The organism is Terasakiella pusilla DSM 6293, assembly GCF_000688235.1.
GTDB classification, from domain to species: domain Bacteria; phylum Pseudomonadota; class Alphaproteobacteria; order Rhodospirillales; family Terasakiellaceae; genus Terasakiella; species Terasakiella pusilla.
Genome location: NZ_JHYO01000008.1, coordinates 78,804 through 99,975, shown reverse-complemented (window position 1 = coordinate 99,975; position 21,172 = coordinate 78,804). Strand labels below are relative to the sequence as shown.

The 21,172-nt window shown below is 54.1% G+C and carries 17 protein-coding genes; 2 read left to right on the top strand and 15 right to left on the bottom strand.

Going from position 1 to position 21,172, the window contains the following annotated elements; translation table 11 throughout:
- Positions 1-72 precede the first annotated feature (72 nt).
- Complete coding sequence (locus Q397_RS21510; protein WP_051609795.1) at positions 73-495, top strand: BLUF domain-containing protein; 423 nt, start codon at positions 73-75, stop codon at positions 493-495.
- 3 nt (positions 496-498) lie between these two features.
- Here Q397_RS21510 and pepN read toward each other — a convergent pair whose 3' ends face one another.
- The gene (gene pepN / locus Q397_RS0107225) at positions 499-3,099 is read right to left on the bottom strand and encodes an aminopeptidase N (RefSeq protein WP_028878838.1); all 2,601 of its coding nucleotides are present in this window, start codon (positions 3,097-3,099) and stop codon (positions 499-501) included.
- 18 nt (positions 3,100-3,117) lie between these two features.
- Positions 3,118-3,882 (bottom strand): acyl-[acyl-carrier-protein] thioesterase, encoded by a 765-nt coding sequence (locus Q397_RS0107220; protein ID WP_038013010.1) that lies wholly within the window; start codon positions 3,880-3,882, stop codon positions 3,118-3,120.
- A gap of 64 nt (positions 3,883-3,946) precedes the next feature.
- Here Q397_RS0107220 and Q397_RS0107215 point away from each other — a divergent pair, with 64 nt between their 5' ends.
- Entirely contained in the window at positions 3,947-4,372 is a 426-nt protein-coding gene (locus tag Q397_RS0107215) for an OsmC family protein (RefSeq protein ID WP_028878836.1), read from the top strand.
- Positions 4,373-4,399: 27 nt separating this feature from the next.
- Here Q397_RS0107215 and ligA read toward each other — a convergent pair whose 3' ends face one another.
- The 13 genes from ligA to murD form a co-directional block, all read right to left on the bottom strand.
- Entirely contained in the window at positions 4,400-6,487 is a 2,088-nt protein-coding gene (gene ligA / locus Q397_RS0107210; protein ID WP_028878835.1) for an NAD-dependent DNA ligase LigA, read from the bottom strand.
- 4 nt (positions 6,488-6,491) lie between these two features.
- Positions 6,492-8,159, bottom strand: a complete 1,668-nt coding sequence (gene recN, locus Q397_RS0107205) for a DNA repair protein RecN (RefSeq protein ID WP_028878834.1) — start codon at positions 8,157-8,159, stop codon at positions 6,492-6,494.
- Positions 8,160-8,171: 12 nt separating this feature from the next.
- Entirely contained in the window at positions 8,172-9,107 is a 936-nt protein-coding gene (locus tag Q397_RS21505; protein ID WP_084148973.1) for an outer membrane protein assembly factor BamD, read from the bottom strand.
- Between the two features lie 151 nt (positions 9,108-9,258).
- Positions 9,259-10,206, bottom strand: a complete 948-nt coding sequence (gene lpxC / locus Q397_RS21500; RefSeq protein WP_240475037.1) for a UDP-3-O-acyl-N-acetylglucosamine deacetylase — start codon at positions 10,204-10,206, stop codon at positions 9,259-9,261.
- A gap of 249 nt (positions 10,207-10,455) precedes the next feature.
- Positions 10,456-12,084 carry a cell division protein FtsZ gene (gene ftsZ / locus Q397_RS0107190; RefSeq protein ID WP_028878833.1) on the bottom strand — a complete coding sequence of 543 codons (1,629 nt, stop codon included), beginning with the start codon at positions 12,082-12,084 and terminating at the stop codon, positions 10,456-10,458.
- Between the two features lie 114 nt (positions 12,085-12,198).
- Positions 12,199-13,458: a cell division protein FtsA gene (gene ftsA, locus Q397_RS0107185; protein ID WP_028878832.1), complete on the bottom strand. Its 1,260-nt coding sequence runs from the start codon at positions 13,456-13,458 to the stop codon at positions 12,199-12,201.
- 42 nt (positions 13,459-13,500) lie between these two features.
- The gene (locus Q397_RS21495) at positions 13,501-14,349 is read right to left on the bottom strand and encodes a cell division protein FtsQ/DivIB (RefSeq protein ID WP_051609794.1); all 849 of its coding nucleotides are present in this window, start codon (positions 14,347-14,349) and stop codon (positions 13,501-13,503) included.
- Complete coding sequence (locus Q397_RS0107175; protein WP_028878831.1) at positions 14,337-15,248, bottom strand: D-alanine--D-alanine ligase; 912 nt, start codon at positions 15,246-15,248, stop codon at positions 14,337-14,339. The genes Q397_RS21495 and Q397_RS0107175 overlap by 13 nt, the downstream gene beginning before the upstream one ends.
- Entirely contained in the window at positions 15,245-16,168 is a 924-nt protein-coding gene (murB, locus tag Q397_RS0107170; RefSeq protein ID WP_156950656.1) for a UDP-N-acetylmuramate dehydrogenase, read from the bottom strand. Before murB ends, Q397_RS0107175 begins: the two co-directional genes overlap by 4 nt.
- Positions 16,169-16,181: 13 nt before the next feature.
- On the bottom strand, positions 16,182-17,594 hold the full coding sequence (gene murC, locus Q397_RS0107165; protein ID WP_028878829.1) for a UDP-N-acetylmuramate--L-alanine ligase: 1,413 nt from the start codon (positions 17,592-17,594) through the stop codon (positions 16,182-16,184).
- Positions 17,595-17,601: 7 nt separating this feature from the next.
- Complete coding sequence (murG, locus tag Q397_RS0107160) at positions 17,602-18,705, bottom strand: undecaprenyldiphospho-muramoylpentapeptide beta-N-acetylglucosaminyltransferase (RefSeq protein WP_028878828.1); 1,104 nt, start codon at positions 18,703-18,705, stop codon at positions 17,602-17,604.
- The gene (locus Q397_RS0107155; protein ID WP_028878827.1) at positions 18,702-19,820 is read right to left on the bottom strand and encodes an FtsW/RodA/SpoVE family cell cycle protein; all 1,119 of its coding nucleotides are present in this window, start codon (positions 19,818-19,820) and stop codon (positions 18,702-18,704) included. The genes murG and Q397_RS0107155 overlap by 4 nt, the downstream gene beginning before the upstream one ends.
- Positions 19,817-21,172, bottom strand: coding sequence for a UDP-N-acetylmuramoyl-L-alanine--D-glutamate ligase (murD, locus tag Q397_RS0107150; RefSeq protein ID WP_028878826.1), 1,356 nt, complete (start codon positions 21,170-21,172; stop codon positions 19,817-19,819). The genes Q397_RS0107155 and murD overlap by 4 nt, the downstream gene beginning before the upstream one ends.

Sequence of the window (21,172 nt, the reverse complement as noted above, 5' to 3'; positions counted from 1 at the left end):
GGCTCATGCAAGGCTAGCAAAGAAACTCTAAATTGGATATGATGAGGCAACGTCTTATTTAGAGGATCTAGAATGCTTAAACGATTGGCCTATTCGTCAGTAGCCCGAATGGACCTGACCCAGGATGACCTGAAAGATATTATTCAGACGTGCCGTGATCATAATGAAACGGCTGATATCACAGGCGTGCTTGTGTACACAGGCAATGCCTTTATTCAGGTCTTGGAAGGGGCGGAAGACAGTCTGACGGGGTTACTTGGCAAGATTATAAAAGATGCCCGCCATGAAGAGGTGGAGGTGTTGTTGAACGTGGATATCACCCAGCGCTCTTTTAACAAATGGTCGATGGGTTTTTTATACGGGTATGATCTGGATAAACCCCAGTTTGCCGGTGGGTCCAGTTATGAAGATATTGTGGAAACCCTAAGCGGCAGCCTGCAGGAGCAGGACTCGTTTATCAAGTCCTGCCTTAAAGCCCTGCAAAGAAGACATTAGCGCCTATTTTCCCAGCGATTTCGTTGCCATTTCATAGGCATCATTAGAGAGCCCCTCTGTTGCGATGATGCGTTTAAGCTGTTCTTTCATCAACTTTTGACGCGCTTTATCGAAACGGCGCCATTTACCAAGCGGGGCGATCATGCGCGCGGCAATTTGCGGGTTGATCTTGTCCAGCTCAAGGATTCGATCTGCATGGAAGATATAGCCGTTGCCGTCAACCGCATGATAATGCAGCTGGTTTGCATGGCAGAAAACCCCGATGAGGGAACGCACCTTGTTGGGGTTTTTGATCGAAAAGGCTTCATGCTTCATCAGCTTTTTGACCGTCTTTAGGGTCTTTGGCAGGCAGGACATGGCCTGCACACTCAGCCATTTATCAACCACCAGCGGATCATCTTTGAACCGGGTGTAGAAATTTTCCAGCACTTCTGCGCGCACGGGGACATCTGTGTTGGCAAGGATGCTGAGGGCAGCCATGCGATCGGTCATGTTGTTGGCATTATGGTACTGTGCCGTAATTAATGCGAGGAACGCCGGATCATTCAGTTCCCCCAGATAGGCAAGGCAGATGTTTTTCAGCGCACGTTCCCCCGCAGATTTGGCATCCGGGCTATAGGGGCTGTCACTGCGTAAATCGCGGAACTTTGCCAACAGGTCGTCTTTTAAGTCGCGCGCGATAAACAGGCGCAGGATCTCGCGGGCCTGATGGATGGCGTCCACATCAACCACGTCCATTTGTTCCGCAAGATAGCCTTCGGTGGGCAGTTGCAGGCTCAGTGCAATGTAATCAGGATCAAGCGCGGGATCATTGAGGGTGGTTTTTAGTGCTTCGATAAAGCGGCTGTCCTGCGTGATCGTCTTTTCTTTTTGCAAGGTTGCAATCATGCTTAATAACAGATCGGTTGCGTAAGTCTGTGCGGCTTCCCAACGGGCGAACTCATCGCTGTCATTTGCCATGAGGAAAGCCAGTTGATCTTGCGTGTAAGGCGCTTTCAAGCGGATGGGGGCAGAAAAACCACGGTTTAGGGACAGGACAGGTTCTTCAGCTATCCCTTCAAAGATGAAGGTCTGCTTGGCTTCTTTGAGCGAGAGAACCTCTGAATGCAGGTCTTTGCCGTCTTGCCCCACCAACCCGATCGCGATCGGCATATGCATAACTTCTTTGCCCGCCTGTCCCGGTGTGGGGGCAAGATGTTGGCTGAGGGTCAGGCTAAACTGTTTCGCCTCTCTCTCATAAGACCAGTCGGCCGTGACTTCCGGTGTGCCCGCTTGGGAATACCAGAGCTTAAATTGGTTAAGGTCAATGCCGGATGCATCCATCATGGCGCTGGCAAAATCATCACAGGTGACTGCTTCGCCGTCGTGACGTTCAAAATACAGTTTCATCCCTTTCTGGAAGTTTTCTTCCCCCAGCAAAGTGTGCATCATGCGGATGACTTCGGAGCCTTTGTTGTAAACGGTGGCGGTGTAGAAGTTGTCGATCGCGATATAGCTGTCAGGACGTACCGGATGGGCCAGCGGGCCGCCATCTTCGGGGAACTGGGCCGCACGCAGAATTTTGACGTTGGAAATCCGCTCGGTTGGGCGCGATCGCATATCGGATGAAAATTCCTGATCACGAAAAACCGTCAGCCCTTCTTTTAGAGAAAGTTGGAACCAATCACGACAGGTCACGCGGTTGCCCGTCCAGTTGTGGAAATATTCGTGGGCAATCACGGCTTCAACACCTGCATAATCCTGATCGGTGGCGGTGTCGGATTTTGCCAGCACATATTTGGTGTTAAAGACGTTCAGGGATTTGTTTTCCATCGCGCCCATGTTGAAGTCACTGACCGCGACAATGTTGTACAGGTCGAGGTCATATTCCAGATCAAAGCGGTCTTCGTCCCACTTCATGGAGGCTTTGAGGCTTTCCATCGCCCAATCGCAACGATCCTCATTGCCATGTTCGACGAAAATGCGCAGATCAACGTTTTTGCCGCTTTTTGTGGTGAATGTATCTTCAACACAGGCCAAATCACCTGCCACAAGTGCAAACAGGTAGCTTGGTTTCGGGAACGGGTCTTCCCAGACGCACAGGTGCTTGCCGTCTTCTTCCTCGCTCTGTTCCACCAGATTGCCGTTGGACAGCATCACAGGGCAGGCGTCTTTATCCGCGATGATGGTGACGGTGTAGCGTGTCATCACATCGGGGCGGTCCTGAAAATAGGTGATCCGGCGAAAACCTTGGGCTTCACATTGCGTGCAATAGTTCCCGCTGGATTGATAGAGGCCGGACAGGTGCGTGTTGCCTTTGGGGTCAATCTCGGTTTCGACGACCAGTTCAAACATGTCGGGCAGATTGGTCAGGGTCAGTGTATCCCCGCTGACGGTGTACTCGCTGTCGTCGAGCGTACGCCCGTCAAGGGCAATGCTCAACAGCGTCAGGTTTTCCCCATCAAGGACCAAGGTGTCCTGGTCGCCATTGGCGCGATAGATGGCCGCGCAGACAACCCGTGTGCTGGTCGGCTCCAGATCGAAGACAAGATCGACACTGTCCACCAAAAAGGCAGGTTCCTGATAATCGGCAAGGCGAATGGTTTGCGGGTGTTCTGTTTTCATGGGACGGGCCTTCAAGATTTAGCGGGTGATATGGGCGCGAACGAGTTCCGTGTCGTCTTCGTTTGTCAGAAGGACAAGGCTTTCTTTCGGATTAAGTTGTTGGACTTCGGCTTGCACACGGTTGTTCAGACGACATTCGTGGCGAAAGACGATATCAAGGGCGCGCGGCTGAAACGGATGGCGACAGCCTTCGGCAGCGGCGCTCAAGGACCATTCGATCAGTTTTGTGTTGTTGACATGGTTATAAAGGTCGATGTCGCCCAAGCGCGGCTTGATCGGGCTTTGCGGGATACCGATAAAGGGCTTGTTGATCATGCGCCGTTCAAACTCGATGGGCTTGGGGCCGGCATCGGGGATGCGTGCGCTGACAAATTCCGGCCAGTCTGCCATGGTGCGATTCTTGAGATCAAACAGGGCAAAGGTGGACAGCGCGCTGGCAATCACCACGTTGTTGCTGTCACGCAGTCGATAAAAACGATTGCCGAAATGACCTTGCAAGCCCGCATACCAGGTCTCGACCGTGATGGCGTCGCCTTGGCGGGGGTAATGGCGCACGTAAATACCAAGACGGGCCAAGACCCATGCCAGACTCGTTCCTTGCAGACTTTCCATACCCAGATTGAGTAGGGACGAGTTTCGAAAGGCGGCTTCTTGCAGATATTCCGCGACACTACAGATTGAAAAAAGGCCGTTCGGACAAATCTCCGACACGCGGACGTGGAAGATCTCGCGTCCGTGGGTGGGAGGGGCTTTGGCTTTGGCAACTTGTGCCCAATCAATCATGTGGTATTCCCTTTTGTTTCTTGTTATGTAGGGATCAAATATCTTTTTAGTCAAGGGTGAACAAATGACTACACGTGTAAAATGGGTTGAAGATCGCATCTTTATCGGCACCTCGTCCAGCGGACATGGCGTCGTGATGGAAGCAAAAGGACCGGGCCAAGGCAGTGTCGGCCCCAGCCCGATGGAAATGTTATTGCTGGGGATGGGCGGTTGTACGACCTTTGACGTGGTCCATATCCTTGGCCGTATGCGCGAAAATGTGGTGGATTGCGAAGTGGCAATCGATGGCGTGCGCGCGGATGAAGACCCGAAGGTCTACACCAAAATCCATGCCCACTTTAAAGTGACAGGCCACGGCCTGAAGGAAAAGAAAGTTCAGCAGGCGGTTGAAATGTCCGCTGAAAAATATTGCTCCGCCTCTATCATGCTGGGCGCAACAGCCGAGATCACTCATGATTTTGAAGTGATCGACCTCGACGCCGCCGAATAAAAGACTTATGCGTGTCCGGTGGGGTGTTTACCGCCCCACCAGCTCATGCCAGCCTTCTTCTGTCAGCACGGCAACGCCCAATTCTTCAGCTTTTTTAAGCTTTGATCCGGCACTTTCCCCCGCGACCACATAATCGGTCTTTTTAGATACTGACCCCGATACTTTTGCGCCCAGACTCTCCGCTTTGGCTTTGGCCTCTGCGCGGCTCATGGTCACAAGGGTGCCTGTAAAGACGACGATTTTACCCGCAACCGGACTGTCTGTAGTGTCCGGCACGTCAAATGCTTCGATATCCAATTGGGCACGTAAATCCGCCATGACCTCGCGGTTATGGGGTTCGTCAAAAAAGTCGATTAGGTCTTGCGCCATAGAGGTGCCGATTCCGTCGATATTGATCAAGTCTTCATAGGCGGTGCCTTCGATATCTTTGGCGGCGATCATGGCATCGTACCACGCCTCGAACGTCAGGTAGTTTTTGGCCAAGGTGCGTGCGTTGGCTTGCCCGATCTGACGGATACCAAGGGCATAGATAAAGCGATCAAGGGCAATGGTGCGACGATCTTCAATGGATTTTTTCAGGTTGGCGATGGACTTTTCTTTCCAGCCTTCCCATGTGGCGATGGTGTCTGTGTGTTGGGACAGGCGGAAGATATCCGCCGGGGTCTTGACCAATCCTTCCTGCCAGAACTTTTCGATGTTCTTGGCACCCAATCCGTCCATATCAAAGGCGTTGCGCGAGACAAAATGTTTCAGGCGCTCCACCGCTTGGGCAGGGCAGATCAAGCCGCCTGTGCAGCGGATATCCACTTCGCCTTCTTCGCGCACCGCGTGGGAGCCACAGTCCGGGCAAGTGTGGGGGAAGTCATAAGGGATGCTGTCGGCAGGGCGCTGGTCTTTCACCACTTCCACCACTTGCGGGATCACGTCACCGGCGCGCTGGATCACCACTGTATCCCCGATGCGCACGTCCTTGCGCTTGATCTCATCTTCGTTGTGGAGTGTCGCGTTGGAGACCACAACACCGCCCACCGTGATCGGGGTCAGGCGAGCAACCGGGGTCAGTTTGCCTGTGCGCCCAACCTGAATGTCGATATTTTCCACAATCGTCTGGGCTTGTTCTGCCGCAAATTTATGGGCAATGGCCCAACGCGGGCTGCGCGATACAAAGCCAAGACGTTGCTGCAAATCAAGGCGGTCCACCTTATAGACCACGCCGTCGATATCATAATTTAGCTGGGCGCGATCTGTGTTGATTTGGTTATAAAGCGCCATGATTTCCTCAAGGCTGCGACAGACTTTGGTATACGGGTTGACGGGTAGACCCCATGATTTAAAGGTATCGATCACGCCCATTTGGGTGTCTGCTAACGGCGCGCTTAATTCGCCCCACGCATAGGCAAAGACGCGCAAGGGGCGATTGGCGGTGATGTTGCTGTCCAGTTGGCGCAACGATCCGGCGGCGGCATTGCGTGGGTTGGCAAAGACTTTGGCGCCTGCATCCGTTTGGCGCTGGTTGAGGGCCAAAAACTCATCCTTCGCCATATAGACTTCACCGCGGATTTCCACTACATCCGGTACACCCGCGGGCAATTCTTTCGGTAGTTCTTTGAGTGTCAGGATATTGCGGGTGACATCTTCACCCACACGTCCGTCCCCGCGGGTTGCGGCTTGCACAAATTTGCCGTTTTCATAGCGCAGTGAGATGGACAGTCCGTCGATTTTTGGTTCAGCAACAATTGCCAGTTCTTCACCCGCATCCAACCCAAGGAAGCGGCGGATCCGATCCAGAAAGTCCTGCACGTCTTCTTCGGCAAAGGCATTGCCAAGCGACAGCATCGGCACTGCATGGGTGATCTTGGAAAAACCGGATTGAACAGGCGTGCCGACCTTATCGGTCGGGCTGTCTTTGCGTTTTAGGTGCGGGAACTTTTCTTCAATCGCGGTGTTGCGCGCGCGCAAAGCATCATAGGCCGCATCGTCAATGGTTGGGTCATCGTGCTGATAATAGCGTTTGTCATGCTCGGCTATTTCTTTGGCAAGTGCTGACAGTTCGGCATGGGCGTCCAGTTCGGTCAACTGATCAACCGCAACTTCTCTTAAGCCTTTAATTTTCATATTCTTAAACCGCGTTTAGGAGGGTATCTGCCGCCGCGCGTGCTTCCGTGGTGACGTGTTCACCGGAAATCATACGGGCAATTTCTTCTGTTCGTTCATCATCACTGAGCGCACGGATGGTGGAGGTCACCGACCCGTTACTCTCGCTTTTAGAAACGCGCAAGTGATGGTTACCGCGTGCGCCAACTTGGGGGGAGTGGGTGACCACAAGGACCTGCACCTCTTCCGCCAGCTTACCAAGGCGATCGCCCACAGCCGCTGCGGTCGCGCCGCCGATACCTGCGTCCACTTCGTCAAACACTAAGGTCGGGATCGGGTCGGCCTGTGCGAGAACCACCTTAAGCGCGAGCATAAAGCGTGACAGTTCCCCACCGGAGGCCACTTTGGCAATCGGTCCCAGCGGCGCGCCGGGGTTGGTGGAAATCTCAAAGGCGATGCGGTCACAGCCAGTCTCGTTCCAGTCGGCTTGTTCCAGCTTTTGCAAGGTGGTGCCAAAGGTGGCCCCGCCCAGCTTTAGCGGCCCTAGCTCATGGTTGACGGCTTTGTCCAGACCTTGGGCTGTCTTGCGACGTTCTGCGCCGAGTTTTTCAGCGATGGTTATATAGGCCGTGCGTTTTTCGACTTCTTGGGCGCGCAGGTCCTGCAGGGCGCTATCGCCTGCTTCCACCGCATTTAATTGGGCTTCAAAACGGTCTTTCAGGCCCGGCAATTCGGTCACGGGCACATCATGTTTGCGCGCAGCCCCACGCAGGGCGAACAGGCGTTCTTCGATGGCTTCAAGATGGCGCGGGTCAAGGTCAACATCGTTACTTGCCCGTTCCAGAAGCTGGATACCTTGGGAGGTATATTCAGACGCTTTATCCAGTGTCTCGATAACCTCATTCAGGCTGCCTTCGGCTTTTTCCGCGATGCGTTCAAGGTGGCGAAGCGCATTGCGTAACATGGTTTCCACCCCTTTATGGTTGGACAGTTCCCCATGGGCCTGCTTCATGCCATCCAAAAGCTTTTCGCCATGCATCATTTTTTGACGCTGGGCGGCGAGGTCTGCTTCTTCACCTTCTTGCGGGGCAAGCTGGGTCAGCTCTTCGACCACATGGCGCAGATATTCTTCGTCGGCGCGGGCTTTTTCAAGGGCGGCTTCGGCCTCTATGCGTTCTTTCTCGACCTTTTTCCAGTCTTTAAAGGCCGTCTTGGTCTGTGCAGCGAGTTTGCCAAGGTTGCCAAATATATCCAGCAGGCCGCGATGGGTTGCCGGGTTCATCAGCCCTTGGGTGTCAAACTGTCCATGGATTTCCACCAGTGCCGCGCCTGCTTGTTTCAGCAAGGACACACTGACTGGCTGGTCGTTGATATAGGCGCGGGAGCGTCCGTCGGCATTGACCACGCGGCGAAGCACCAGCGTGTCTTCTTCACGTTCAATATCCGCATCGGCCAAAATATCCCAGAAGGGATGATTGGCCGGCAGATCAAATTCAGCACTGACACTGCCTTTGGGACTGCCATGGCGCACAAGCCCACTGTCGGCGCGCGCGCCAAGGGCAAGCCCGAGACTATCCAGCAGGATCGATTTACCCGCGCCGGTTTCCCCGGTCAAGACGCAGAGACCGTTTTTAAAATCGATATTGAGTTTGTCGATCAGGACAATGTCACGAATTGAAAGACGATGTAGCATCTTTGCGCCCGCTTATTCCCAGACTTTCCACCAAGAGCTTTCTTTTTTAACCGGTAACAGGTCTTCTTCCCCTTCAAGGCGTTCTTCTTCTGCCTTGACGCCGTCCTGTTCTTCCAACAGTTCGAGGGTGTCTTTTTTCTCAAACGGCCAGTACCAGCTAGGGTCTTCTTTATCTTTTAGACGTTTACGTTCCACGATCTGATAGGTATCGATGTACCATTCCGACCCGGGGAAGTTATGCCCCAGGACGGCGGCTGTGCGTTTTGCCTCATCCTCCAGACCCAACTGGATGTAACATTCGATCATCCGGTGCAGGGCTTCGGGAACGTGGGTCGTTGTCTGATATTTTTCAACAACCGACTTAAAACGGTTCAGCGCGGCAATACATTGGTTGCGCGAGGTGTAATAGCGTCCGATCTCCATTTCCTTACCGGCCAAGTGGTCAACGGTGAGGTCTAGTTTTAGACGGGCGTCGCGCGCGTATTTGCTGGTCGGGAAACGTTTGATCAATTCACGGAAGGTCTTTTGCGCCTGATCTGTCATCAACTGATCACGGCCCACATCCGAAATCTGCTCGTAGTAAGACAAGCCTTTGAGGTAGGTTGCGTAAGGCACGTCCTTGTTGGACGGGTGCAGTTGGATGAAACGATCAAGGGCAATGACGGCTTCGTCGTATTTTTCGTTTTCATAATAGGCAAAGGCGGCCATCAGCTGGGATTTGGTCGCCCAGACAGAATAAGGGTGCTGACGTTCAACTTCGTCAAACTTTTGCGCCGCGACTTCATATTCCCCCGCCAGCAAGGCATTGTGACCATCATTATAGAGCTGCTCGACCGGGCTTTCCACATAGGGAACTTCGTCATCTGTAGATGAGCAGGCGCTGAGTAAGGAGACAGCAAGCACAGGGGCAGCGAGATAGAAAAACGGGCGGTGCGAGAAATGTTTCATCTGAAGTCTATTATCTATTGCCGTTGGTTGGGAAACGTCGCGAGACTATACCAAGAAAAGTGGTCTTGTCTCTATGCAAATGCAATATTTCAACAAAAAAGACCCTGTGCAATCAAGCGCAGGGTCTAAGTCGTTTTATGAGAGTTCGTTCTCAGGCGCTTTGTGTTTTGCGCTGTTCCAGATAGGCCGCGTCCAGATCTTCTGCCGTCATCGGGACCACAGACCAGGCATCCTGGTCCGCCATCAAGGCGCGCAGCAGTTGGTTGTTGAGGTAGTGACCGGAACAAACCCCTGTGTAGCGACCGATGATCGGCATACCTGCCAAAGCAAGATCGCCAATGGCATCCAGAATTTTGTGACGTACAAACTCGTCTTCATAGCGCAGGCCATCTTCGTTCATAACGCCATCAGCGCTGACCACAACGGCATTGTCGAGGGAGCCGCCACGGGCCAAGCCTTGAGAGCGCATATATTCAACTTCATGCAAAAAGCCGAAGGTACGCGCACGTGAGATTGTTTCTTTAAAGACACCGCGACCCAGATGAACCGTGTGGTCCTGACGGGCAATCGCCGGATTGTCAAAATCGATGGTGAAGTCAAGGATGCTGCCTTTGCACGGCTGATAGCCTGCAAAGCGGCCTTTATCTTCAACGCTGACTGCTTTTTCAATGCGGATGGCTTTGCGTGGGGCATCCAATTCTTTGGTGCCGGCACATTCGATCAAAAAGACGAACGGGGCAGAGCTGCCATCCATGACCGGCATTTCTGGGCCGTTCACTTCAACGATCAGGTTGTCGATCGCGCAACCGGACAGGGCGGCCATCAAATGTTCGATTGTGGCAACGGTGACACCTTCTTCGTTGCCGATTTTTGTGCAGAGCAGGGTTTCAACGACATTGTTGTAGGTGGCTGCGATTTCCGCGCCTTTGCCTGCAATGTCGGTGCGTTTGAAGATAATGCCAGTGTTGGCTTCAGCAGGTTTCAGCGTAATGGTGACTTTTTCACCAGAATGAAGCGCAATGCCTGAACAGTTGATCGCCGTTTTGAGAGTCTTCTGGCGGAGGACCTGTGTCGCTTTCTGGTTTGAAATCATTGTCATGACGCGTCTTTCATCTTTGGTGGTGTGTCTACCCGAATTTCGTAGGTTGAATTATTAACCGGATGAGGGGAAGAATTCAAATCAAGCTTTATTACGTTTTGTTACAAGATGAAATATTTCTAACTTATTGAAAATAAAAGCCGTTCCCAGACGTGCAAGGGCGATTGCACCAGTAGGAACGGCTTTAAGTTACGTTGTTTTTAAAATAACCAAAGGTTATTTTGACGGGCGGTTAAGGCAGACCTACCCTTAGTTGGCTTGGCGACGCAGGAATGCCGGGATATCCAGCAAGTCGTCTTCAGCTTGTTGAGAGGAAACGGAGGAACGATCCTGCGGTGTAATGTCCAGACTTTGCTGAGACATTTCGTGGATTTCCGCTGTTTCTTTCGGTTTTTGCGGGCGTGCGCCACGGCCTGTTACGCGATCGAACAGAGAACGGGCGGCACTTGGAGCTTCTTCGTGCTGTTCAGCTGCTTTCGGGGCAGCATGGAACGGGTTATGGGCGGCAACCGGTTCTTCCACATGGGCAACTTCAGCAGCGGCCGGCGGGATGAACGGGGCGCGTTCCTGTTGCACGGACTGGGTGTTGCCCAGTGTGTTTTGAATGCGCATGGCAACCTGTTCAGCGTTGACGGCTGCGTTTTGCTGTACCGGCTGTTGAGCCATGGTGTCTTGTTGAGCCGGTTTGGCAGCAGACTGCATGGACAAAACTTTGGACGCAACAGTTTGAGCCATTGTCGGCTGCGTGTGTGTGGCCACAGTTGTTTGTGGGGCAGGTGTCTGTGTTTGTACAGGTGCACTTTGTGCTGCAGCAGGGGCCGTTTGCGGTTTTGGAGCTGCTTGTGTGCTGATGGCGTCAACGTCATCTTCCAAAACGCGTGGTTTCGGCGCACGGGCTTCCATGCTGTCTATTCCTGTAGAGACAACAGAGACGCGCATTTTACCTTCAAGGCTTTCGTCAAGCGTTGTCCCGAAGATGATGTTGGCATCAGAGTCAACTTCTTCACGGATACGGTTTGCAGCTTCGTCCACTTCAAAGAGCGAGATATCCATGCCGCCTGTGATATTGATCAGGACGCCTTTGGCACCCTTCATGGAGCTGTCATCCAGAAGCGGGTTGGAGATCGCCGCTTCCGCCGCTTCAATCGCGCGACGTTCGCCTTCAGCTTCGCCTGTGCCCATCATGGCTTTGCCCATTTCGGACATAACCGTTTTGATGTCGGAGAAATCGAGGTTGATCATACCCGGACGGATCATCAGATCGGTGACGCTACGCACACCGGAATGAAGCACGGCGTCGGCCATTTTAAAGGCTTCGGCAAAGGTTGTGTTTTCCGTTGCGATGCGGAACAGGTTCTGGTTCGGGATCACGATCAGCGTGTCCACGTATTTTTGCATTTCTTCGATACCGGCTTCTGCCAGACGCATGCGGTGCACACCTTCAAACTGGAAAGGTTTGGTGATGACACCAACGGTCAGGATCCCAGCTTCACGCGCCGCATGGGCAATAACCGGCGCTGCACCTGTCCCGGTGCCGCCACCCATACCAGCGGTGATGAACACCATGTTGGAGCCGGAGATTTGCTGCATGATATCGTCAATGGACTCAAGGGCTGCATCGCGACCGATTTCCGGCTTGGAGCCAGCACCCAGACCAGACGTCAGATTGGCACCCAATTGGATCCGGTGATCGGATTTGGACTGTGTCAAAGCTTGTGCGTCCGTGTTGGCAACGACGAATTCAACGCCTTCCAACTGGGACTGGATCATGTTGTTGACAGCGTTACCGCCTGCGCCACCAACACCGATGACGGAGATGCGCGGACCTGTCTGCGTGGGGGCCGGTTGATGTTCCGGAGCTTGAAAATTAATGGCCATTTTTAAGTGCCCTTTCTAAAAACAACGTATGTGACTTGCCTTGTTATCGCTCTTTCCCCAGTCCATCTTATGATGATGGTTGTCAGGGGGATTTGTGTAGTCTAGGTCCTAAATCTAAAAATTTTGTTTAAACCAGAACCCTAATTTTCCCAAAATACTATTTGGGTCGGGACCAGATTGAGTTGCGCCGGTCGGCCACAACCCTTGTTTTTCATATGCGTACTTTAACAGCCCGACGCATGTTGAAAATTCAGGTCCACTTGTTGCATCTGCCAGACCGCTGAGTTTTTGCGGACGGGCAAGACGAATTTTTTTATTGAGGATGCGTGCGGCGAGTTCCGGCACACCGCGCAACTGCGAGGCCCCACCGGTGAGAACGACCTGACGACCAACCGCTTTATCAAAGCCGCTGTGTTCCAGACGTTCGCGCACAAGCTCCAATGTTTCTTCAAGGCGCGGCTGGATGATGCTGACCAGCATGGACCGGGAGGCTGTTGTGCCTTCTGCATCATCTTCTTCCCCCAACACGGGGACGCGCAAAATTTCGTGATCATCACTCGGTGCTGGCAGGCAGCTGCCGAATTTTGTCTTCATCCGTTCAGCGTGTGCAATCGGCGTGTTCAGGCCGCGCGACACATCGTTTGTCACTTGCTTGCCGCCAACTGGGATGCTGTCCATATAGACCAGCTCGCCTTCAATAAAGACAGCGATGTCAGTGGTGCCGCCGCCCATATCCACGACGCAGACGCCGAGACTTAGCTCATCCTCGACCAGACAGCCGAGACCGCTTGCGTAGGCCGCGACCACTTCTTCTTCCACATCAAGGTGGCAGCGTTCCAGACAGGTTTTCAGGTTTTGCACCGCACTGGAATTGGCGGAAACCAAATTCATACGCGCGCCCAGACGATCGCCTGCCATGCCGCGCGGGTCACGCACGCCATGTTCATCATTGATGGAAAATTCTGTCGGCAGCGTGTGCAGCAGGGTGTGATCTTTGGGGATTTGCCCTTGGGCGCGGGCCTGCATAAACAGACGCTGTACGTCAATATCGGCAATTTGCGCGGTATGGACGTTGGTTTCCACATTAACAAGATTGGCTTGAGCATGACCGCCGGACAGGGAAACGATGACCCGTTCGATGGTGTCGTCCGCCATTTCTTCTGCCACATGGACGGCGCTGCGAATTGATTTTTCCGCGGCTTCCATATCCACAATCACGCCCCGGCGCAGGCCGTTGGCAATCTGGTGGGACAGGCCAATAATTTCCGGGGCCTTGCCGGACCCTGCACGCGCGACAAAGCACGACACTTTTGTAGTGCCGATATCCAGGGCTGCAATCAAGCCGTTTCTGGTTTTCTTTGTCACGTTTTGCATTCCAAAATTATTCAAAACTAGGAGGAACAGATATGCTCCGACCTATGTATCTTGCCCCAGCAATGGTTTACGAATCGTTTCCAAATCGTCGATTTTTATTAATATCCGGTCTGGAAAACGCAAATCGACGGATGCGAGTTTCTTTTCAAACAGTTCATTCTCTTTCGTATAAAGCGCCAGACGTGACCATGCTTTTTCGGGATGATCTTCGGGCAGGCGAATGGTGAAATCATTGTCCATCACAATGTCCCAGCGGCGGTCAGACACGCGCACAGCGGCTTTGACCCGTTTGTGCAGCTCTGGTTCTGTGCGTAAAATCTGCAAGACTTCTTGAGCATGTGCGGGCGCACCCGCTCCAACCACCAACGGCAAGTGAGAAAAGACTTTAATATCTTCCCCGCCGGTCAAGATGACGTCGCCTTCTTTGTTAATCAGCGAGAAGGTGCTGTCATGTTGCCAGATGGCGGTCGGGCGATGTTCGTTCAGGCGAATGTGGATGATATCCGGCAGTTGTCGTTCCACCATGGCGGTTGCCACCCACGGCAAGGCCTCAATCCGTTCGCGCAAGGTTTCCGGGTCGGCATCAAAAATCGGTTGATCCAGTTCCAGATTGACGACGGCGCGCAAATCTTCAATCGGCGTGTTGCTGCGCCCTTCAACCAGCACATCGCGCAGGATAAAGCCTGAATTTGCGGTCGCTTCCACAGTTGCGCGCTCAAAGCGGCTGGAGGCGAGATCGGCAAGACCGGTCTTGACTGCATAGGTCAAAAGCGCCGCAGACAGCCCCATCACCGCACTGAAAGCCAACGGTTTAAAGGCGGCTTTTTTCCAGAACGGGGTTGAGCGTTTGCGCTTGTTCTTGGCGCTGGAAGCTACACTTAATTGTCGCATCGCGCGTTCTCCACCATCCAGGCGACCAGTTTCGGGAAGGAAATATTTGCTGCTGCCGCTTGTTCCGGCACCAATGATGTCGGGGTCATGCCGGGCTGTGTATTTACTTCCAGAATATAAAGTTCACCGTTTTTATCGTCATAACGGAAGTCCGCACGCGATACGCCGCGACAGCCCAATGTTTCATGGGCCAGTTCTGCCATAGTTTTAACTTTTTTAGTGATGTCTTCCGGCACGTCTGCGGGGACCACATGATAAGACCCGCCATCAACATATTTTGCGTCATAGTCATAAAATTTATGATCAGTGCAAATCTCGGTCACGCCCAAGGCCCCGCGATCACCCATGACGGCAACGGTCAGTTCACGCCCCGCAATAAATTCTTCGACCATGACTTCTTCACCATAGGGCCAGTCATCGTGGGAGAACGGCGGCTCATCGCCATTCAGGACAATTTTAACCCCAACGCTGGAACCTTCATTGGTCGGTTTGATCACATAGGGGCGATCCATCACGTCCCCCGCCAACACATCGTCGCGTTTCGCCATGATATGTTTGGCGCATTTGATGCCGACCTGTTCAAACAGGCGCTTTGCCATTGGCTTGTCCATGGCAATCGCGGACGCCATCACACCGGAATGGGTGTAAGGGATGTTGATGATGTTCAAGAAACCTTGCATACAGCCATCTTCCCCATAGGGGCCGTGAAGTGCATTAAAGATCACATCCGGCTTTGGATAAAGGCGGGTCAACAAGGTGCCCATATCGCGCTGGATATCGACTGTCGTGACACTATACCCTGCTTGTTGCAAGGCTTTGGCGCAGGCCGCACCACTAACGAGGGAGACTTCGCGTTCTGAGGACCATCCGCCCATGAGGACGGCAACATGGGTTGTCATGATGTCTCTCCTTTTCTCAAACCAATTCTTTTAATTTCCCAACGCAAGGTGACGCCGCTGGTGTCTTTCACACGCGCGCGCACGTCATCGCCCAGACCTTCAAGGTCGTCGGCGGTGGCGTCACCCGTGTTAATCAGGAAGTTGCAATGCTGTTCGGACACTTGCGCCCCGCCGCGTTTGAGGCCACGGCATCCGGCTTGGTCGATCAACTGCCATGCTTTGTGCCCTTCTGGGTTGGCAAAGGTGGACCCGCCAGTGCGCGACCGGATCGGTTGGCTGGACCCGCGGGCGTCCTGAATTTTTTGCATTTCAGCGCGGATGGCGTCTTGATCAGTTGTCCTCCCTTGCAGACGGGCAGACAGGAAGACCCAGTCGTCCGCCAGATCACTGTGACGATAGGAATATCCAAGGTCCGCAAGGCTGAGGGTTTTAACCTCACCAAGGGGTGAAATTGCAGTGGCGTCAATCAACACGTCTTTTATCTCCCGCGCATAGGCGCCTGCGTTCATTCGCAGGGCACCGCCTATTGTGCCGGGAATACCACTAAGAAATTCTAAACCTCCCAAAGAATTCTCAAGCGCGACTTTTGCAACGTTGCCATCCAAGGCACCGGCGCCTGCGATAATCTGGTCGCCCTCCACGCTGATTTGGGCAAAGTTGCGTCCTAGACGGACCACCACACCGGGGATGCCGCCATCGCGCACCAGCAGGTTGGACCCGACCCCCAAGAAAGTAACAGGCACGTCTTTGGGTTTGTTTTTGATAAACAGGGCAAGGTCGTCTGCATCTTCAGGACGAAACATGACTTCCGCCGGGCCACCCACACGGAACCATGTCACCTTGTCTAAAGGCGCATTGGCGCTCAGTCGTCCGCGCACAGGGGGCAGACGATCCAGCAATCCGGTGTTGAAGGCAGGCAGGTTGGTCACGTTGTTATACTCCCTTAACCTTGGTCAGTTGATCCGGCAGCGCATAGGCCCAGGCAGAAATACTGCCCGCACCACAACAGACCACATAATCACCGGGGCTTGCGATCTCGTTAATCACACCGGCAAGCGCGTCCTGATTTTCAAGGGCGATGACGTGACGGTGTCCGTGGCTGATCAGGCTTTCTGCCAGATGGGCCTTGTCGATCCCTTCGATGGGCTGTTCCCCTGCGGGATAAACGTCGGCCACAATGACGGTGTCGGCATCGTTAAAGCAGGTGGAAAATTCTTCAAACAAATCGCGCAGGCGCGAATAACGGTGCGGCTGCACGACAGCATGCACCTTGCCGCGACCCGCGCCGCGTGCGGCCTTAAGGACAGAACCGATTTCGACCGGATGGTGAGCATAATCATCAATGATCGCAATGCCATCGACTTCGCCGGTTTTGGTGAAACGACGCTTCACCCCACTGAAAGAGGACAAGCCTTTGCGGATGGTAGCATCGCTCATGCCCAGTTCCAGACCGACAGCGATGGCGGCAAGGCTGTTCTGGACGTTGTGCTGACCCAACATAGGGAAATGCAGACCTTCGATGGTGCGGGCGTCTTCGTCACCGCGGCGCGTGATGGTGACATCAAAACGCACGCCATCGGCATTCATATCCACGTTGGTTGCGCGCACGTCCGCTTGGGGGGAAAACCCGTAGGTGACGATTTTGCGATCTGACACGCGCGGGATCATGGCTTGCACTTCCGCATGGTCGATACACAGGGCGGCAAATCCGTAGAACGGGATGTTCTGCACAAACGTATCAAAGGCTTTGCGCAACGTATCAAAGTTGCCGTAATGATCCAGATGTTCCGGGTCGATGTTGGTGACAACCGCGCAGGCCGCGGGCAGTTTAATAAAGGTGCCGTCAGACTCGTCGGCTTCCGCAACCAGCCAGTCGCCTTCGCCAAGGCGCGCGTTGGTGCCATAGGCATTGATAATTCCGCCGTTGATAACCGTCGGGTCCATTTCTGCCGCATCCAAAAGGGTTGCGATGATGGTGGTTGTTGTGGTCTTCCCATGGGTGCCGCCAACCGCAATTGAGGCTTTGAGGCGCATCAGTTCCGCCAGCATTTCCGCACGGCGTACAACCGGGATCAGCTTGTGACGGGCGCGCACCACTTCAGGGTTATCGGGTTTGACGGCAGAGGAAATAACCACCACTTCGGCATTGGCCACATTTTCTTCCGTATGACCGATAAAGACGGGGATGCCCAGATCGCGCAGACGTTTAACGTTTGCGTTGTCGCTGAGGTCACTGCCTTGCACCTGATAGCCAAGGTTATGCAGAATTTCTGCAATGCCGCTCATACCGATGCCGCCGATGCCGACAAAATGGATAGTGCCGATGGAGAGGGGAAGGGATTTCATGGTCTTTTTATACCTCGATAAGTTCTTCGACCGCATCGGCAAGTCGGGATGCGGCATCGGGACGGCCAGCGTTGAGGCTGGCGGCGGCAGTGTTGATAAGGGTCTTTGGTGTTGTAAACAACGCTTCCAGACGTATGGCGAGTTGATCGGCATCCAAACCATCCTGCGGGATCAGCCAGCCTGCGCCTGTTTCATCAAGGGCATGGGCGTTTTTGGTTTGATGGTCATCAATCGCGTAGGGATAAGGCACAAGGATCGCCGGACGGCCAACGGTCGTCACTTCCGCAACGGTGGAGGCACCGGAACGTGCGATCAGCAAATGCGCCTTGCTCAGGCGCTGGGGCACATCGTCAAAAAAGCTGTCGAGTGTCGCGTTCAGGCCTTTTTCCACATAACGCTTGCGGGTTTCGTCCAGCAGTTCCGGTCGGCACTGTTGGGTGATGTGCAAGCGGTCCTGTAACGATGTCGGCAATTTGCCAAACGCTTCCGGCAGCACGTCACTAAAGACCTGCGCCCCTTGGGAGCCGCCGAGCACTAACACTTCAATAGGGCTGGTCTCATCCAAAACAGGATAGGGGGTGTTGCGCACATCAATAATGTTGGCGCGCACGGGCATGCCCGTAAAGTTGACCTTGGAACTGTCCACCCCGCCGATGTGATCGACACGGGCATAAGAGGTACAGATGCGTTTTACCTTGGGTGCAAGCAGTCGGTTGGCGCGACCCAGAACGGCGTTTTGTTCGTGGATCATGGAAGCATAGCCACCAAGGGAAGCAGCAATCATGGTCGGCACGGACGCATAGCCGCCGAAGCCCACGACAACGCGTGGCCCCATTTTCCCCAGCAGGCGCTTGGCCTGAAAAGTTCCCCATGCAAGCGAGAATGCAGACAGGGCTTTGCCGATGAGGCCGCGACCTGCAACACCGCCAGCGGAGATATGTTTTGTTTCCAGCCCCCCAAGCACACCGCTGTAAGACCCGCCGCGCTTGTCCGTAAACAGCGCCAGACGATAGCCGCGTTTTTGCAATTCACTGGCGAGACTTTCTGCAGGGAAGACATGCCCCCCTGTGCCACCGGCAGCCAGAATGATGAGTGGTTTTGTGTCGCTCACAAGTCACCTCCGGGGCGTCGTCGTGTTAAAGAAAGCAGCATCCCCATACCAAGGGCAAGGGACAGAAGGCTGGAGCCGCCATAGCTGATAAACGGTAAGGTCATGCCTTTGGTCGGCATCAGATGTGTGGTCGAAGCCATGTTGATGACCGCTTGCAGGCCAAACTGGGTGACAAGTCCGCCCACCGCCAGCAAGACAAACAGGTTGTCTTCACGGAACATACGGGCAAAGCCGCGCAAGACCACGGTTGCAAACAGACCAATGATCAACAGGCAGGCAATCATGCCAAATTCTTCGCCTGCAACGGCAAAGATAAAGTCGGTATGGGCATCGGGCAGCACATGCTTGATCTGTCCTTCCCCCGGACCGGTGCCCAAAAAGCCCCCGTTCTGGAAGGCTTCGAGGGAACGGCTGATCTGATAGCTGTCGCCGCTGGTGGGATCAAGGAAGCGATCCACACGGCTTTTCACGTGATCCACCGTCATGTAGGCGACCATTGATCCTGTCATAAACAAAAAGGCGACCAGCACCACAAAGAAGACAGGCAGGCCAGCGAGGAAGAACTGTATCCCCCAGACCGCCGAGATCACAGCGGTCATGCCGAAATCCGGTTGGGTGACCAGCAAGCCTGCGACCAAGCCAAACAGCCCGATGGCAATGAAATGCCCGGGAAAAGTGCCGTCTTTGCGCCATTCAGCAAACATCCATGCGGCAACGACCGCGAAGGTCGGTTTAACAAATTCAGACGGTTGCAGGGTGAAGCTGCCCAGCGACACCCAACGCGCCGCACCCTTAATTTCCGCGCCCAGAAAATGCGTGCTGGCGGTCAATAAGATAAAGACGCCAAAGCCAAGGGTCGCGAGCCTGCGCACCTGAATGGGGGTGAGCATGGAGACACCTAGCATCACCGCCAAAGCAAGCGGCAGATAAGCAAATTGGCGCAGGGCAAAATGGTAGGTATCGAGATGGAGGCGCGCCGCAACAGGCGGGCTGGCGGCAAGGGTCAGGATCGCCCCGACACCAACGATCAGCAACAGGGATGCCAGCAGCCAACGGTCGACCGTCCACCACCAACGCCCCATAATGCTGGTATCTACACGAGAGAAGCTGATCATTTCGCGGCCTCCTCCTGCACGCGCCAGGCAAGGTCTTTAAACGCATCGCCGCGGGCTTCAAAACTGGTAAACTGATCCCAGGACGCGCACGCCGGGGACAGCAGAATAACGCCGCCTGTTGCACGCGCATCTGCAAAGGCGCGCAAAACGGCTTTGTCCAAGGTGGTGCAGCGCTCACAGTCCAGTACACCCTCAAGGGTCTGGGCAAAGGCGTCTTGGGCTTCCCCAATCAGGTAGGCTTTTTTGACGTGGGATAGCTCATCCTTCAGGCTGTCGATCCCGCCTTCTTTGGCCTGACCACCGGCAATCCAGTAGATGTCTTCGTAAGATGATAAGGCTTTGCCCGCTGCATCCGCGTTGGTGGCTTTACTGTCGTTGATGAAGGAGACGCCCTCGACCACACAGACATTTTCTTGACGATGGGCAAGGCCGGGGAAACTGGCAAGCCCGCGCACGATCCATTCCGGTGCGGCACCAATCGCCATGGCGGCTGCGTAAGCGGTGGCGGCATTTTGCTGGTTATGGCGACCCTGCAAGGTCTTGATGGCAGACAGGTCCATGACTTGGGTGCCTTCGTCATCAAAGGCCTCGTCGATCAGGATGTCTTCGTCACTAAAGATCCCGTCTTCAACGGGGCCTTGGGCAGAAATGGCGATGCGGCGCGCGTTGGTCAAACCGTCTTCAGCAAAAACAGCGCGGCTATGGGCGTCATCAACCCCGATCAGGGCAAACTGTTCGTTGCTTTGACCGTTAAAGATATTTTTCTTTGCCGCAATATAGCCGTCCAGCCCGCCGTGGCGGTTGAGGTGATCCGGGCTGATGTTCATCCAGATGGCGACGTCCGCGCACAGTGACGGTGTGCGTTCCAGCTGATAGGACGACATTTCCAGCACATAGACGCCGTCTTCATCCAGTGGATCAAGATCAAGGGCAGGGATGCCGAAGTTACCGCCGACTTGCACGTCAAAGCCCGCAACCTCCAGAATATGGCTGATGAGCGCGGTTGTGGTGGATTTGCCGTTGGTGCCGGTGATGGCGATATAGGTTGCATTGGGCTGGGTCTGGACCAGCAGTTCCACATCACAGACGATGTCTACGTTGTGGGCGCGGGCCAGTTCTGCCACCGGATGGGGCGCGGGATAGGTGTGCGGGATACCGGGGCTCATGACCAGCAGGTCAATTTGTGACCAGTCCGCTTTTGTCAGATCGACAAGGTCATTTTGATCGGATTGATCATCCCATGCCCACACGGTTGCGCCTGCCTCTTTCAAGGCATGCAGCGCCGATAGGCCGGATTTACCGAGACCCAGAATGGCAACCGTTTTGTCTTTATATGTGGTTGGAATGATCAC